The organism is Rhodococcus pseudokoreensis, from assembly GCF_017068395.1.
Taxonomy (GTDB): Bacteria; Actinomycetota; Actinomycetes; order Mycobacteriales; family Mycobacteriaceae; genus Rhodococcus_F; species Rhodococcus_F pseudokoreensis.
The window spans coordinates 7,364,231-7,380,363 of record NZ_CP070619.1; the positions used below are offsets into that span (position 1 = coordinate 7,364,231).

The 16,133-nt window shown below is 69.2% G+C and carries 15 protein-coding genes; 10 read left to right on the top strand and 5 right to left on the bottom strand.

The features are described from left to right. The first annotated feature begins 116 nt into the window (after positions 1–116). Positions 117–2,714, top strand: a complete 2,598-nt coding sequence (glgP, locus tag JWS13_RS38735; RefSeq protein WP_206010565.1) for an alpha-glucan family phosphorylase — start codon at positions 117–119, stop codon at positions 2,712–2,714. A gap of 40 nt (positions 2,715–2,754) precedes the next feature. On the opposite strand, the gene JWS13_RS38740 is transcribed toward glgP, so the two are convergent. Genes JWS13_RS38740 through JWS13_RS38760 form a run of 5 tightly spaced genes read right to left on the bottom strand, consistent with a single transcriptional unit; the run spans position 2,755 to position 9,380 of the window. Then, entirely contained in the window at positions 2,755–4,347 is a 1,593-nt protein-coding gene (locus JWS13_RS38740) for an ABC transporter permease (protein ID WP_241032497.1), read from the bottom strand. After that, positions 4,344–5,264 carry an ABC transporter ATP-binding protein gene (locus JWS13_RS38745; RefSeq protein ID WP_206010566.1) on the bottom strand — a complete coding sequence of 307 codons (921 nt, stop codon included), beginning with the start codon at positions 5,262–5,264 and terminating at the stop codon, positions 4,344–4,346. The genes JWS13_RS38740 and JWS13_RS38745 overlap by 4 nt, the downstream gene beginning before the upstream one ends. Before the next feature lie 55 nt (positions 5,265–5,319). Further along, complete coding sequence (locus JWS13_RS38750) at positions 5,320–7,368, bottom strand: ATP-dependent DNA helicase (protein ID WP_206010567.1); 2,049 nt, start codon at positions 7,366–7,368, stop codon at positions 5,320–5,322. Between the two features lie 9 nt (positions 7,369–7,377). Then, the gene (locus JWS13_RS38755) at positions 7,378–8,004 is read right to left on the bottom strand and encodes an isochorismatase family protein (RefSeq protein ID WP_206010568.1); all 627 of its coding nucleotides are present in this window, start codon (positions 8,002–8,004) and stop codon (positions 7,378–7,380) included. Next, entirely contained in the window at positions 8,001–9,380 is a 1,380-nt protein-coding gene (locus JWS13_RS38760; protein WP_206010569.1) for a nicotinate phosphoribosyltransferase, read from the bottom strand. Before JWS13_RS38760 ends, JWS13_RS38755 begins: the two co-directional genes overlap by 4 nt. On the opposite strand from JWS13_RS38760, the gene clpS reads away from it, so the two are divergent. From clpS to JWS13_RS38805, 9 genes are all read left to right on the top strand, one after another. Further along, positions 9,379–9,717, top strand: coding sequence for an ATP-dependent Clp protease adapter ClpS (gene clpS / locus JWS13_RS38765; protein ID WP_072947001.1), 339 nt, complete (start codon positions 9,379–9,381; stop codon positions 9,715–9,717). The genes JWS13_RS38760 and clpS overlap by 2 nt on opposite strands. 36 nt (positions 9,718–9,753) lie before the next feature. Then, positions 9,754–10,341 (top strand): oxidative stress transcriptional regulator AosR, encoded by a 588-nt coding sequence (aosR, locus tag JWS13_RS38770; RefSeq protein WP_124390065.1) that lies wholly within the window; start codon positions 9,754–9,756, stop codon positions 10,339–10,341. After that, positions 10,338–11,408 carry a P1 family peptidase gene (locus tag JWS13_RS38775; protein WP_206010570.1) on the top strand — a complete coding sequence of 357 codons (1,071 nt, stop codon included), beginning with the start codon at positions 10,338–10,340 and terminating at the stop codon, positions 11,406–11,408. The genes aosR and JWS13_RS38775 overlap by 4 nt, the downstream gene beginning before the upstream one ends. Positions 11,409–11,449: 41 nt before the next feature. Then, positions 11,450–11,926: a M67 family metallopeptidase gene (locus JWS13_RS38780; RefSeq protein WP_148222438.1), complete on the top strand. Its 477-nt coding sequence runs from the start codon at positions 11,450–11,452 to the stop codon at positions 11,924–11,926. Positions 11,927–11,987: 61 nt separating this feature from the next. Next, complete coding sequence (locus JWS13_RS38785; RefSeq protein ID WP_072947006.1) at positions 11,988–12,260, top strand: MoaD/ThiS family protein; 273 nt, start codon at positions 11,988–11,990, stop codon at positions 12,258–12,260. Positions 12,261–12,268: 8 nt separating this feature from the next. Continuing rightward, positions 12,269–13,231 carry a PLP-dependent cysteine synthase family protein gene (locus JWS13_RS38790; protein ID WP_206010571.1) on the top strand — a complete coding sequence of 321 codons (963 nt, stop codon included), beginning with the start codon at positions 12,269–12,271 and terminating at the stop codon, positions 13,229–13,231. Between the two features lie 19 nt (positions 13,232–13,250). Continuing rightward, a complete protein-coding gene (locus JWS13_RS38795) occupies positions 13,251–13,925 on the top strand; it encodes a rhomboid family intramembrane serine protease (RefSeq protein ID WP_206010572.1) in 675 nt (224 codons plus the stop codon). A gap of 339 nt (positions 13,926–14,264) precedes the next feature. Beyond that, positions 14,265–15,215: a PLP-dependent cysteine synthase family protein gene (locus JWS13_RS38800; protein WP_206010573.1), complete on the top strand. Its 951-nt coding sequence runs from the start codon at positions 14,265–14,267 to the stop codon at positions 15,213–15,215. A gap of 122 nt (positions 15,216–15,337) precedes the next feature. Then, positions 15,338–16,096 (top strand): cyclic nucleotide-degrading phosphodiesterase, encoded by a 759-nt coding sequence (locus JWS13_RS38805; protein WP_206010574.1) that lies wholly within the window; start codon positions 15,338–15,340, stop codon positions 16,094–16,096. Positions 16,097–16,133: the final 37 nt, after the last annotated feature.

Sequence of the window (16,133 nt, forward strand, 5' to 3'; positions counted from 1 at the left end):
CTGGGCCGCCCGTTCAACCGTAATGGAGTCGACCGGTTCCTGTCCGTATTGGAGATCTGACGCCCACCCGGCCCGACACGGCGCAACGACGCCCGCAGTGCGTTATCGTTCGCGAGGTGAAAGCCTTGCGTCGGTTCACTGTCCGAGCCCACCTTCCGGAGCGGCTCGCTGCCCTCGGTCCGCTGTCCACCAATCTTCGCTGGTCGTGGCATCCGGCCACGCAGGAACTGTTCGGATTGCTGGACGAGGACCTGTGGCGGCAGGTGCAGTTCGACCCGGTCCGGATGCTCGGTGAGGTCGACCCCGCCCGCCTGGACGAACTGGCCGAGGACGTCGCATTCCTGGCCCGGCTCGACGCCGCCGCTGCCGACCTCGACGACTACCTGTCCCGGCCCCGCTGGTATCAGAACCAGCAGGCCAAGGGAGTGTCGCTGGACGGCGGGATCGCATATTTCTCAATGGAGTTCGGGGTCAGCGAAGTGCTGCCCAACTACTCCGGCGGCCTCGGGATTCTCGCAGGCGACCACCTGAAGGCGGCATCCGATCTGGGACTGCCGCTGATCGGTGTCGGGCTGTTGTACCGCTCGGGATACTTCCGGCAGTCGCTGACCGCGGACGGCTGGCAGGCCGAGCACTACCCGCCGCACGACCCGCAGGGCCTGCCGCTGCGTCTGCTCACCGAGTCCGGGCCGCAGTCGTCCGACGGGGCGCCGGTCCTCGTCCACGTCGCGGTCCCCGGTGGCCGGGTGCTGCGCGCCCGCGTGTGGATCGCCCAGGTGGGGCGCGTCCCGCTGCTGCTGCTCGACTCCGACATCGCGGAGAACGACGCCGAGATGCGGGGCGTCACCGACCGCCTGTACGGCGGCGACCAGGACCACCGCATCAAACAGGAGATCCTCGCCGGCATCGGCGGCGTCCGCGCGGTGCGCGCCTACACCCACGCCTACGGCCTGCCCGATCCCGCCGTCTTCCACATGAACGAGGGGCATGCGGGTTTCCTCGGCATCGAGCGGATCCGCGAACTGGTCACCACCGGCGGGCTCGACTTCGACGAGGCGCTGGCCACGGTCCGCGCCGGCACCGTCTTCACGACCCACACCCCGGTTCCCGCGGGAATCGACCGGTTCCCCGCCGACCTCGTGCGGCACTACTTCGGCGGCGACAACGGGGCGAACGAATCGTCACTGCTGCCGGGGCTGACGATCGACCGGATCCTCGGACTCGGCCGCGAATCGGATCCGTCAGTGTTCAACATGGCCCACATGGGCCTGCGTCTCGGGCAGCGGGCGAACGGTGTGTCCAAGCTGCACGGCATCGTCAGCCGGGAGATGTTCCAGCCGCTGTGGCAGGGGTTCGACGCCGGTGAGGTGCCGATCGGCTCGGTGACCAACGGTGTCCACGCGCCCACGTGGGCCGCGCCCGAATGGATCGATCTCGCCACCCGCATTCTCGGCCCCGAACTGGTGGAGGAGGCCCGCGGCTGGGAGCGGCTGCAGGACCTGTCCGCCGAGGAGCTGTGGGCGACCCGCAACGCGCTGCGCGGGAAACTCGTCGAGGAGGTGCGCCGACGGGTCCGGGCGTCCTGGATCGAACGCGGTGCGACGTCCGCCGAGCTCGGCTGGACGAACGAGGTGTTCGACCCGAACGTGCTCACCGTCGGCTTCGCCCGCCGGGTGCCCACCTACAAGCGTCTGACGCTGATGCTGCGCGACCCCGAGCGGCTCCGGGCCCTCCTGCTCGACGAGGAGCGTCCGGTACAGCTGGTGGTCGCCGGGAAGAGCCACCCCGCGGACGACGGCGGGAAGGCACTCATCCAGCAGGTCGTGCGGTTCGCCGACGCCGCCGACGTCCGGCACCGCATCACGTTCCTCCCCGACTACGACATGTCGATGGCGCGGTACCTGTACTGGGGTTGCGACGTCTGGCTCAACAACCCGCTGCGCCCGCTCGAGGCCTGCGGAACGTCGGGGATGAAGTCGGCCCTCAACGGCGGACTGAACCTGTCGATCCGCGACGGCTGGTGGGACGAGATGTTCGACGGCGAGAACGGCTGGGCCATCCCGACCGCGGACGGCGTCGTCGACGAGACCCGGCGTGACGACCTCGAGGCCAGTGCCCTGTACGAACTGCTCGAGCGCGCCGTCCTGCCGAGGTTCTACGACCGCGCGGACGGACTGCCGGTGCGCTGGGTGGAGATGGTGCGTCACACGCTGCAGAACCTCGGGCCGAAGGTGCTGGCGTCACGGATGGTGCGGGACTACGCCGTCCAGTACTACGCGCCCGCCGCCGCGTCGGCCCGGACGGTGGCGGCGGAGAACTTCGCCGGCGCCCGCGAACTCGCCGCGTTCCGTCGACGCGTGGAGGCGGCGTGGCCTGCGGTGACGGTGCTGCAGGTCGATGGGGCTGGGCTGCCCGACACTCCCGAGATCGGAGCGAATCTGGTGCTCCGCGCCCGCATCCGCCTCGGTGAACTGTCCGTCGACGACGTCACCGTGCAGGCCGTGATCGGCAAGGCCGGACCGGACGAGGAGCTCACCGACATCGTCACGGTCCCGATGACGCACTCGGCCTCGGACGAGTCGGGGGAGTTGTTCGTCGCCGATCTGGCCCTGCCGCTGTCTGGCTCGGTCGGGTACACGGTGCGGGTGCTTCCGCACCACGAGTTGCTCGTCGATCCGTCGGAGCTGGGCCTGGTGACGGTGCCGAACCCCTGACCGGCTCCACCGAGCCGGTCAGGGTTCGTCCCGGCACGGTTTACGGGCCGACGTCGCGGCGCCGGAAGCCGGCGACCGCGGCGAGGAACAGGGCCGCCGCGAGGAGCAGCAGAACGACGAGGGGAGCGGCCGAGAAGCTTTCGGCAGGCAGCGCCGGTGTGTAGTGGAAGGGGGAGAGAATCCCGAACCAGTCCGGGAGGACCTCCCCGAACATTCCGGCGACGAGAACGTAGCCCACGAACGCCCACAGTGCGGGAAGCGCGCGTGGGATCAACCCGTAGACGGCCGCGCACGATCCGACGATCACGAGCACGGCCGGCACCGTGTTCAGGGCGGCGCCGATCAGCCGCCCGAGCGCGCCCGCGTCGGACAGCGTGAACGCCGCGGTGATCCCCATACCGACCCCGGCCGCCACCGCGATCGCGACGGCCGCGGCCGCGATCACGAGCAGCTGGCCACCGAGCCACCGCGCCCGCGACACGGGGGTGGCCAGGGCCTCCTCGGCGCGACCCGACGATTCCTCCGAGCGGATCGACACGACGGCACCGACGGCGTACATCGCGGCCATCACCACCAGGAACACCAGATACAGGGCGAACGCGCCGTCGGCGGCCGCCGCGGCGCCACCCGGCAGCAGCTGTGCGAGATCGGGATCCTGCTCGATGAAATCGCTGATCTGCCTGCCGAGGGAACCGATCGGCAGCGACAGCGCGAACACCCCGACACCCCAGGCGAGGATCTGGCCGCGCTGCTGACGCGCCGCGAGTGCGGTGACCCCGGTCAGGCGGGGGGACGCCTCGGCACGACCGCCCCGCGGCGGAAGGAGTCCCGCCCCGACGTCCCGGCGACCGATGGCCGCATACGCGCACACGACGGTCAGCGCCGCCGCGACGACGCCGATCAGCAACGGCCACCATCGTTCGTCGACGTATGCGCGGGTGGCCTGCGACCAGCCGATCGGCGACACCCACGTGAGCAGGCTCCCGCTGTGTCCCTGCTGCACATCGCCGACTGCCCGCAGCAGGTACGCGACGACGACCGCGCAGATTCCGGCACCGCTTGCCGCGCGGGCGTGTTCGGTGAGCTGTGACGCCAGCGCCGACAGCGACGTGAACACCAGACCCACGACCAGCACACCCGCCGACATGTTCAGCGAACCCGCCGGAGGCAGACCCACGGCGAGCAACCCGATGACGAGCAGCAGCGCGACGAACACATTGGCGAGGGCCGCCGAGATCAGTCCCGCTGTGATTCCCGCGTACCGCCCGACGACGCCGGCGCGCACCAGCTCCGCGCGCCCGGTCTCCTCCTCCGTCCGCAGATGCCGCGTCACCAGCAGCACCGACATGATCGCCACGGCCACCATCGTCATGCCGGCGATCTCGTTGGCGACCATCGCACCCAGCGTGTAGTCGTCCAGGCCGTAGCCCGGCCCGGCGAGGGCGGTGGCGGCCGGGGACGAGATGAGTTCGGCACGGGCCTGCCGGGATTCGGCGGTCGGGTAGATGGTGGAGTAACTTGACGCGATCAGGACGGTGAGACCCGCCACCGCGACCGTCCACACCGGAATCCGGACCCGGTCGGTACGCACCGCCAGTTCGGCGAGCACACCCGTCCCGCTCAGCTGACTCACTGCGGCCGTCCGATCCCGAGCGCCTCGACCTCGTCGCGGTACTCGCGCAGGAACAGGTCCTCCAGCGTCGGCGGGTTGGCGGTGATCGACACGATGCCCAGCCCCGTCAACGTGGTCATGACCGGGTCGATCTGATCGGAATCGACGTCGAACGTCACCGTGTTCGCGTCCGCACCCTTTTGCAGGTTGTGCACACCAGGGACGTTCCCGATGGGGCTGGGCTTGATCCGGGTGGTCGCCGTCACCGTCGTCCGGGTGAGATGCCGCAGCTCGGACAGTGTTCCCGCCTGCACCGTCCGGCCCGCCCGGATGATGGTCACGGCGTGGCACAGCGCATCCACCTCGGCGAGGATGTGACTGGACAGCAGCACCGTGCGCCCGCCGCGCGCGAATTCGGTGATGCATTCCTGAAACACCGCCTCCATCAACGGGTCCAGGCCCGATGTCGGCTCGTCGAGGATGAGGAGTTCGGTGTCGGCGGCGAGCGCAGCCACGAGGGCGACCTTCTGCCGGTTGCCTTTCGAATAGGTGCGGCCCTTCCGGGTGGGGTCGAGTTCGAATCGCTCGATCAGCGACGCGCGACGGATCGGATCGAGTCCGCCCCGCAGTCGCCCGAGAAGGTCGATCGCCTCACCGCCGGACAGGTTGGGCCACAAGTTCACTTCCCCTGGCACATAGGCGAGCCGTCGATGCACGGGTACGGAATCACGCCACGGATCGGCACCGAGAACGGACGCCGAACCCCCGTCGGCGCGCAGCAGACCGAGAAGCACCCGGATGGTCGTGGACTTGCCCGCGCCGTTGGGTCCGAGGAATCCGTGCACCTCACCCGACTTCACCTCCAGATCGAGGCCGTCGAGGGCGAGGACTTCACCGAACTTCTTGGTGAGTCCGCGGACTGAGATCGCAAGGTCCATCGGTCGAGCATAGGTGCGCGCCCATCCGCTGTCCGACTCAGTGCATGACAACGTTTCAGGGCCGTGAGTCGCGGATCCGTCCCAGCGCCTTGCGCACGACTTCGGGATCCGACGTCTCCCAGAACGGCGGCAGCGATGCCCGCAGATACCCGGCGTAGCGGGCGGTGGCGAGCCGCGGATCGAGGACCGCCACCACACCCTTGTCGTCGACGCTGCGCAGCAGACGTCCCACACCCTGCGCGAGCAGCAGCGCCGCGTGATTGGCTGCGACGGAAAGGAACCCGTTGCCCCCGCGCGACTCGACCGCCTTCTGCCGGGCGACCAGCAGTGGGTCGTCGGGGCGGGGGAACGGGATGCGGTCGAGGATCACGAGGCTCAGGGACGGGCCCGGCACGTCCACGCCCTGCCACAGCGACAACGTGCCGAACAGCGACGTCGGCTCGTCGCCGGCGAACGCCCGGACGAGGGCGCCCGTCGAGTCGTCGCCCTGGCACAGGATCGGGGTGTCGAGCCGGTCGCGCATGGCCTCGGACGCGGCCTTCGCGGCCCGCATCGACGAGAACAACCCCAGCGTCCGCCCACCCGCCGCCTCGACGAGTTCGGCGATCTCGTCGAGATACGCGGGGGAGAGGCCGTCCCGCCCCGGCGGCGGCAGTTGCTTCGCGATGTAGATGATGCCGGCGCGGGCGTGGTCGAACGGCGACCCGACGTCGAGGGCGTTCCATTTGAACGTGCCGGCGTCGGACGGCGCCTCGGATCCGGTGGCCATCGCCGGATCGATGACGACGGACGACTCCGCGGGAAGTCCCCAATTGACGGCGAGGCCGTCGAATGACCCGCCGACGGTCAGCGTCGCGGACGTGAGGACCACGGTCGATTCCGCGAACAGCCGGGACCGCAGCAGCCCGCCGACCGACAGCGGCGCCATCCGCACCACCCGGCGGATCGAACCGCGGTTGTCGTCGGCGGCCAGCCACACCACGTCGTGACGCTTGGCCGGGTCCGGCTCGTCGAACGCGCTGAGAACGCGGACGGCGCTGTCGTGAACCTCCTCGACCGACGCGAGCGCGGTGTTGCGGGCGGCGGCGGCCTCCGGGTCGCTCAACGCCATGCCCGGACGGGACGGGCCGATGGCCGTGCGCAACGCCCAGGCGGCGTCGCGGACGGCGGCGAGCGCCGGCGCCGCGCCGGGCGGCAACGCCTCCCACCGCTCCGGCCGCAACTCCTCGAGCAGCGCCGCCCAGCCCTCTCCCGCCGCCTCGAGACGATCGGCGTCCTGCTCCTCGACGAGCTTCGCGCAACGACGCGCGGCGGCACTGATCGTCGACGCCGCCAACTCCGCGGTGGCGACGTTGGTGACGCGGTCGACCAGTTCGTGCGCCTCGTCGATGACCACGACGTCGTGTTCGGGAAGGATCGCGATTCCGGTGATGGCGTCGATGGCGAGCAGGGCGTGGTTGGTGACCACGACGTCGACCTGCGACGCCTCCGCGCGGGCCCGCTCCGCGAAGCAGTCCTCGCCGACCGGGCAGCGGGACTTGCCGAGGCACTCGCGGGCCGTGACGCTCACCTGGCGCCACGCCTTGTCGCTGACGCCGGGGGCCAGGTCGTCGCGGTCACCGGTCTCGGTGTCCGAGGACCACTCGGTGAGACGCTGGACCTCACGGCCGAGCCGGGACACCGCGAACGGATCGAACAGCTCGTCGGCCGGCGGTTCCTCCGCAGTCCCGGTGTGGATCTTGTTCATGCACAGATAGTTGTTGCGGCCCTTGAGGATCGCGAAGTGCGGCCTGCGGCCGAGTGAACCCGCGAGCGCGTCCGCGAGCCGCGGCATGTCGCGGTCGATCAGCTGACGCTGCAGCGCGATGGTGGCCGTCGAGACGATGACCGTCTTGCCGCTCTGCACCGCGTGCCGGACGCTCGGCACGAGGTAGGCGAGCGACTTGCCGGTACCCGTACCCGCCTGGACAGCCAGATGCTCCCCGGTGTCGATCGAATGCGCGACGGCGGAAGCCATGGTCAGCTGGTTGGACCGCTCGGCACCGCCCAGCGACCGCACCGCCGTGCGCAACAGCTCGGGGACGTTGGGGAGGTTTTCAGGCACCCGAGCAGGTTACTCGGGACCTACGTCAGAAATCGTCACGCGGTCCGAGGGGACGTCCGCGTCGCGTCCCACGAGGCGCACCCCGGCGGCCCGCATCGCGGTGATCGCGGCCTCGACGGTTGCGGGCGCCACGCCCGCGGTGAGGGGGAGGAGCACGCGCGTCGGAAAGCCGGCCGCCACGGCGTCGAGTGCCGTCGCGACCACGCAGTGATCGGTGGCGATCCCCACGATGTCGACCTCGGTGGCCCCGGCCGCACGCAGCCATTTCTCCAGGCTGTGGCCGTCGGAGTTCGTGCCCTCGAAGCCCGAGTACGCCGCCGAGAACTCGCCCTTGGAGAACACCGACTCGATGCGGCTCCGGTCGAGGCCCGGGTGGAACTCCGCGCCGTGGGTTCCCGATTTGCAGTGCACCGGCCAGGTGTCGACGTAGTCCGGTTCTTCGGAGAAGTGATGGCCCGGGTCGATGTGGTGGTCGATGGTAGCCGCGATCGCGTCGTACTCGGCTCCGGCCAGGAAGTGGCTGATCGCCGCCGCGACGGCGGAACCGCCCTCGACGGCGAGGGAGCCGCCCTCGCAGAAGTCGTTCTGGACGTCGACCACGAGCAGTGCCCGCCGGGCGTCGGTGTTCTCGGTCACGGTGCCCTCCTGGATTCCGGTTCGGCGAAGCGCACGGGGATCGCGGGCTCGCCGTGGGAGAGCTTCAAACCCTCCCACGGGAGGCTGACGAGGCCCGCTGCAAGGAGGGATCTGCTGTCCTCCAGGGTAGTCGCCCTGCAGGCGGTCTCACCGCCCCGCACGAGCGGGACCAGCAGTTCTGTCACCTCGAGTCCGGTCGCGCCGGGTGCGTCGGAGTGGGCCGGGTACACGACCTCCTCCACCAGGGTTCCGGTGTCGCGGGCGAACCGTACCGCCTTCTTGACGCCGCCCCGCGACGCCTTGTTGCTGCTCCGCTTCTCGACGGGGATACCGTCCACCTCGACGAGTTTGTAGACCATTCCCGCCGTCGGCGCACCCGACCCGACGACGACGGACGTGCCGACCCCGTAGACGTCGACCGGTTCGGCCCGCAACGCGGCGATGGCGTACTCGTCGAGGTCGCCGGACACCACGATCTTCGTCCCGGTCGCCCCGAGGCCGTCGAGTTGCCCGCGCACCTGCCGGGCGAGGACACCCAGATCACCGGAGTCGATCCGGACACCCCCGAGTCCGGGGCCCGCCACCTCGACCGCCGTCTCGACACCGGCGGTGATGTCGTACGTGTCGACGAGGAGTGTGGTTCCCACTCCGAGTGCCGCGACCTGCGCGCGGAACGCCGCCGCCTCGTCCGGCCCGTCCGGGGTGGTGTGCAACAGGGTGAACGCGTGCGCACTGGTGCCCGCACCGGGCACGCCGTGCCTGCGGACCGCCTCCAGGTTCGACGTGGCCGTGAAACCCGCCAGGTACGCGGCACGCGAGGCCGCGACCGCCGATTCCTCGTGGGTGCGCCGCGACCCCATCTCGATCATCGGGCGCCCGTCGGCGGCGCTGACCATCCGTGCGGCGGCGGACGCGATCGCGCTGTCGTGGTTGAGGATCGACAGGATCAGCGTCTCGAGCAGCACGCACTCGGCGAACGTTCCGCGGACCGACAGGATGGGGGAGCCGGGAAAGTAGAAGTCGCCCTCGCGGTAGCCGTCGATGTCTCCGCTGAACCGATAGTCACGCAGCCAGGCGACGGTGGCGTCGTCGAGGAAGCGGGAGACGATCTCGAGTTCCGGTTCGCCGAAGCGGAAGTTCGACAGCGCCGCGACCAGGCGGGCGGTGCCGGCGACGACTCCGTAGCGGCGACCGTCCGGAAGGCGGCGGGCGAACACCTCGAAGCTGCAGCGACGGTGGGCGGAACCGTCGGCGAGGGCCGCCGACAGCATCGTCAACTCGTACTGGTCGGTGAACAAGGCGGTGCTGTCTCTGGACACCCGGCCACTGTAAGCCGCGGTGTCGCCGGGCGGTGGAGCGTCGTACCCTGGTGTCATGGCTCATTGCTCGACGACAGCTCCATTCGTGGATGCCATGCCGGCATCGCCGCAGGTCACCCCTGCAGAGTCGGAGGTCGTCGAGGTCGATGAAGCCAATGATCGTCCCTGGGTCACCGTCGTGTGGGACGATCCGGTGAATTTGATGCACTACGTCACCTACATTTTTCAGAAGCTCTTCGGGTACAGCAAAGCGAAGGCGACGGAATTGATGATGCAGGTGCATTCCGAGGGGAAGGCCGTGGTGTCGAGCGGCTCCCGCGACAAGGTCGAAAACGATGTACGCAAGCTGCACGCGGCGGGCCTGTGGGCCACGATGCAGCGGGACAGCAGCTAACTTTCCGTTCGGACAGTAAGGAACTCGGTACACGACGTGCGGATGTGGAGCAGGAAGAACTCGCTCGGGGGCATGAAGCTGCGCTCGGAGATGGACGAGCACGAGGCAACGGTGCTGCGATCGCTGGTCGCCTCCGTCCTCGGCCTCCTCGAGGAGCGGGCGGCGTCGGCGCCGGCTGACGAACTCGCCGCGCTCACCGGGATGCGGACGGGCAACACGACGGCACCCGACGAGGAGGTCCTCGCCCGGCTGCTGCCCGACTTCCACCGCCCCGACATGGACGCGCCGGACGACGACGAGATCCGCGCCGAGTCGAAGGCCGACGTCAACGGTGCGCTGCGCGGACTCCACGAACCGGAGATCATCGACGCCAAACTGGCCGCGGGCTCGGTCATCCTTCACACCGTCCCGGAGAACGGCGGCAAGGTTCTGCTCACGCCGGAGCAGGCCGACGCCTGGCTCAGCGGTCTCAACGACGTCCGGCTGGCGCTGGGGACCAATCTGGGCATCGACGCCGACACGCCCGACGAACTCGATCCGAATGATCCCCGCGCACCGCATCTCGACATCTACCACTGGCTGACCTGGATGCAGGACTCGCTCGTTCAGGCACTGGCACCGTGACGGGCACGACGCCGGGCCGCACCGATTCGCTCGTCGATGTGGTCGGCCTGAGCGTCGGGCACCACCACCGACTCGATCCGGACGCCACACTCGGCAGCGGTGCCGCCACCGGATGCACCGTCGTCCTCGCGCCACACGGCGCGACCGGTGCGGTCGACGTCCGAGGCGGCGGGCCGGGCACCCGCGAAACCGACCTCCTCGACCCCAGTCACAGCGTCCGGAAGGTGCACGCGATCGTCCTCACCGGCGGCAGCGCATACGGGCTCGCCGCCGCGGACGGCGTCATGCGGTGGCTGGAGGAGCACGGTCACGGAATCGGTATGGGGGAGCCCGATCAGGTGGTCCCGATCGTCCCCGCCGCCGTGATCTTCGATCTGCCGGTCGGCGACTGGCGCACTCGTCCCACCGCCGAATTCGGTTACCGGGCAGCAGATTCCGCTTCGCACACGGTGCTCTCCGGTTCGGTGGGCGCCGGGGTCGGGGCGCGCGCGGGGGCGATCAAGGGCGGGGTCGGAACGGCGAGCGTCGTCATCACGGACGGTCCGGCGAAGGGCATCACCGTATCCGCGCTGATGGTGGCCAATCCCGTCGGAACCGTGTTCGATCCGTCGACCGGACTGCCGTGGGGCGTCGCCACCGTGGGCGCAGCCGCGTTCGGGCTCCGGCCGCCGGTCGCCGCCGAGGTGTCGGCGGCACGCGAACTGATGGCCAAGAGCACCGTTCTCAACACGACCATCGGGGTCGTCGCGACCGACGCCGCCCTCGGCAAGGCGGCGATGCGCCGCGTCGCCGTGGCCGGACACGACGGGCTCGCCCGCGCGATCCGGCCCGCGCATTCGCCGCTCGACGGCGACACGATCTTCGCGCTCGCCACCGGCATCCACCCGGTGCACCACCCGGCCGGCGTGCCCGACGCGTTCCCACCCGAACTGCCCGTCGTCGACGCCGTCTGCACGGCGGCCGCCGAAGTGGTGGAGAAGGCCGTCGTCGACGCCGTCCTCAGCGCCACCCCGGTCGCGGGAATTCCCACGTACCGCGAACTGTTCCCCTCGGCACTGCGTTCCTGACGCGGTCTGTTCGGTGGCCGAGTCGACGGTCCGCACCTAGGATGGCGCTCACGGAGGTGGATGACGTGCTGGTGATTCGATCGGACTTCGTCGAGGCGATGGTCGCGCACGCGCGGGCCGACCACCCGGACGAAGCGTGCGGGGTCATCGCCGGGCCCGAGGGCTCCGACCGCCCCGAACGGCACATCCCGATGATCAACGCCGAACGTTCGCCGACGTTCTACCGATTCGACTCCGGTGAGCAGCTGAAGGTGTGGCGGGCGATGGACGACGCCGACGAAGTGCCCGTCGTGATCTACCACTCGCACACCGCCACCGAGGCGTATCCCAGCCGGACCGACATCTCCTTCGCATCCGAACCGGACGCCCACTACGTGCTCATCTCCACCCGCGACCCCGACGCCCACGAACTTCGCAGCTACCGCATCGTCGACGGCGTCGTCACCGAGGAACCCGTCGACGTGGTGCAGAGCTACAAGTTCGCCCACACTTCGGTGGCGGACGTCCCCGACAAGTGACGACACCGTCCCTCGCGACGGTCCCGCGGCAGAGAGACACCCACATCCCGAGGAGCCGACCATGGCTGTCACAGTTTCGATCCCCACCATCCTGCGTTCCCACACCGGCGGCGAGAAGCGAGTGGAGGCAACAGGTCCCACACTTTCCGCCGTCATCGACGACCTCGACGGCAACTACGGCGGCATCAAGGACCGCCTGATCGACGGCGGCCGGCTGCACCGGTTCGTCAACGTGTACGTCAACGACGAGGACGTCCGATTCTCGGGCGGACTCGACACCGAGGTGGCCGACGGGGATTCCGTGACCATCCTGCCCGCCGTCGCCGGAGGCTGATCGCGGCCGTGGCGCGGTTCGATTCGCTCATCGACACCCTCGGCGACACACCCCTGGTCGGGCTGCCGCGCCTGTCGCCGAGCTGGACCGGCACCTCGCCGGTCCGCCTGTGGGCGAAGCTCGAGGACCGCAACCCCACCGGTTCGGTGAAGGACCGTCCCGCCCTCCGCATGATCGAACAGGCCGAGAACGACGGCACCCTGACACCCGGCGCGACTATCCTGGAACCGACCAGCGGGAACACCGGCATCTCCCTGGCGATGGCCGCGAAACTCAAGGGCTACCACCTCATCTGCGTGATGCCCGAGAACACGTCCGTCGAACGCAGGCAACTGCTCACGATGTTCGGCGCCGAGATCATCGACTCACCGGCGCGCGGCGGCTCGAATCAGGCTGTGGCCCTGGCCAAGGAGCTGTCCGCGGAGCACCCCGACTGGGTGATGCTGTACCAGTACGGCAATCCCGCGAACGCGCTGGCGCACTACGAGACGACGGGGCCGGAGATCCTGCGGGACCTGCCCGAGATCACTCACTTCGTGGCCGGCCTCGGCACCACCGGAACCCTGATGGGCGTGGGTCGCTACCTCCGCGAACACGTCGACGGCATCGAGATCGTCGCGGCGGAACCCCGCTACGGGGAACTCGTGTACGGCCTCCGCAACATCGACGAGGGCTTCGTACCCGAACTGTACGACGAGTCCGTCCTCACCTCGCGGTTCTCCGTCGGCCCCGCCGCCGCGGTCCGCCGCACCCGGCAACTCATCGACAACGAAGGCATCTTCGCGGGCATTTCCACCGGCGCGATCCTCCACGCCGCGCTGGGAGTCGCGCGCAAAGCGGTCAAGGCCGAACGCGCCGCCGACATCGCGTTCATCGTCGCCGACGGCGGATGGAAATATCTGTCGACCGGCGCCTACGGCGGTACGGTCGAGGAAGCGGAAGAAGCACTGGAAGGGCAGCTGTGGGCATGATGTCAAGGATGTGCGGATCATGAGTTCGCCGTTCGACTCCTCGCGATTCGGCGCGCCGGTGCCGAGGGGTGGCGCGTCGCCGGCCCCCGCGCGCAAGTCGAAGCCGCTGTGGCTGCAGTCCGCGATCCTCGTCGGCACGTTCACGATGCTGCTGTACGTCATCGAGATCGCCGACGTGGCGTCCGACGAGCGACTCGAAGACAACGGCGTCCAGCCGCGCACGATCGACGGGCTGTGGGGAATTCTGTTCGCCCCGGTCCTCCACGACGACTGGGCGCACCTGTTCGCGAACACCGTCCCACTGCTGGTCCTCGGGTTCCTCGTGCTGCTGTCGGGCATCGCCCGCGGACTCGCCGCCACCGGGATCGTCTGGGTGGTCGGCGGTGTGGGCACCTGGTTGACCGGCGGATCCTATTCCAACCACATCGGCGCCTCCGTCCTGATCTTCGGCTGGCTCGCCTACCTGCTGGTTCGAGGAGTCTTCGCCCGCAACCTCGGCCAGATCCTCGTCGGCGTGGTGGTGTTCGTCGTGTACGGCAGTCTGCTGTGGGGTGTGCTGCCGAGCACGCCCGGGGTGTCCTGGCAGGGGCATCTGTTCGGCGCCGTCGGCGGGGTCCTCGCAGCCTGGCTGCTCTCCGCCGACGCCAGGAAGCAGCGGGCGCGGAAAGCGGTAGGGCCGCAATCGTTCGGATGAGCGGCCCGCCACGGCGAACAGGTGATCTACCGGTGTGTACGCCGCTTCCGGCGGCCGAGCGTATGCCCTGCTGGTAGGCTCCTCGCGAGATCCGGGCACACCAGCAACTGCGTAATTCAGGCCATCGACAGTGTCGTCACGGGGGCCGGTCGAGGTGGTTCGAACTCGCGGATTCGCGCACACGGCGGGTCGCCGACGTCCGGGCGTCCCCAGCGGCGGATCTCCGCCGCCGTACCCCACCGCACCCTCAGGAGTTGATCATGGCTGTCACAGTTTCGACCCCCGACGTCGACGGCGAGTGTCCGTCCGATGTGCAGTCACGGAAGGCCGATCGCTGACGTGGCAAGGTTCGATTCGTACATCGACACTCTCGGGAACACACCACTCGTCGGTCTGCCCCGGCTGTCGCCACGCTGGAACGGCAGCAACTCGGTGCGGTTGTGGGCCAAGCTCGAGGATCACAATCCCACCGGTTCGATCAAGGATCGCCCGGCGCTGCGCATGATCGAGCAGGCCGAACGGGACGGCCGTCTGACCCCGGGGTCGACGATTCTCGAATCGACCAGCGGAAACACCGGCATCTCCCTGGCCATGGCCGCAAAACTGAAGGGCTATCAGCTGATCTGCGTGATGCCCGAGAACACGTCGATGGAACGCCGCCAGCTCCTGACGATGTTCGGCGCCCGGATCATCGACTCCCCGGCCGCCGGTGGTTCCAACGAGGCCGTCGCCGTCGCGATGCGACTGTCGAACGAGAATCCGGACTGGGTGCTGCTCTACCAGTACGGCAACCCGGCCAACGCGATGGCGCATTACGAGACGACCGGGCCGGAGATCTTGCGGGACCTGCCCGAGATCACCCATTTCGTGGCGGGGCTCGGCACCACCGGAACCCTCATGGGAACGGGTCGGTTCCTCCGCGAACACGTCGACGGCGTCGAGATCGTGGCCGCGGAACCGCGCTTCGGCGAGATGGTCTGCGGTCTCCGCAACATCGAAGAAGGATTCGTACCGGAGTTGTACGACGAGTCGGTACTCACCCGTCGATTCCGGGTGCGTCACGCCGAGGCGATCCAGCGCACCCGCGAGTTGATCGACGTCGAGGGAATCTTCGCAGGCACGTCCACCGGCGCCAATCTCCATGCCGCACTCGATGTGGCGTGGTCCGCCGTCGAGTCGGGGCAGCGCGCCGACATCGCCTTCGTGGTCGCCGACGGCGGATGGAAATACCTCTCGACCGGAACCTACGACCCACAGGTCCAGGTCCTCGAAGAGGCCTGGGAACGGTAACGAGGCCGGATTCACGGTAGATCAGCATGGTCAGGTCACATTTCCCCATCGGTTGTGAGGTCGACGCGCCAATTCCGTCGGAAGCTTTTTCCGAAACGGGTCGTCGTGGCAGCATGGCGGGTATGCGCATTACCGTCCTGGGATGTTCAGGGAGCGTCTCCGGACCAGACTCACCTGCATCGGGTTATCTGTTGACCGCGCCGGACACACCGCCGCTCGTCCTCGACTTCGGGCCCGGTGTCCTCGGTGCGCTCCAACGGTTCGCCGATCCCGGCGAGGTGTCCGTCCTCCTCAGCCACCTGCACGCCGACCACTGCCTGGACCTCCCCGGACTGCTCGTCTGGCGTCGCTACCATCCGAATCCGCCGACGGGACGCGCCCTCGTCTACGGTCCGTCCGACACCGCCCGCCGGATCGGCGTCGCGTCCGCGGAATGCGGCGGCGATATCGACGACATCTCCGACACGATCGATCTGCACCACTGGGCCGACGGTGAACAGGTCACGATCGGCGACCTCACCGTCACGGCGCGGCGGGTCAACCACCCGCCCGAGGCCTACGGGTTCCGCCTGACCAACGGCGCCGGACGAACCCTCGTCTACACCGGCGACACCGGCATGTGCGAGGAAGTGATCGAACTCGCCCGCGACGCCGACGTGCTGCTCGCCGAGGCGTCGTGGACACACAGCCCGGACCGGCCCGAAGGAATCCACCTCTCGGGCACCGAGGCCGGCCAGGTGGCACACCGCGCCGGTGTCGCCGAACTGCTGCTGACCCACATCCCCCCGTGGACGTCCCGCGAGGACGTCATCGCCGAGGCCAAGGCCGAATTCTCCGGTCCCGTGCACGCAGTGTCCGCCGGCGGCGTCTACACCGTCTGACGCCGTGTTCGCGCCCCAGCCGGGGACGACTAGGCTC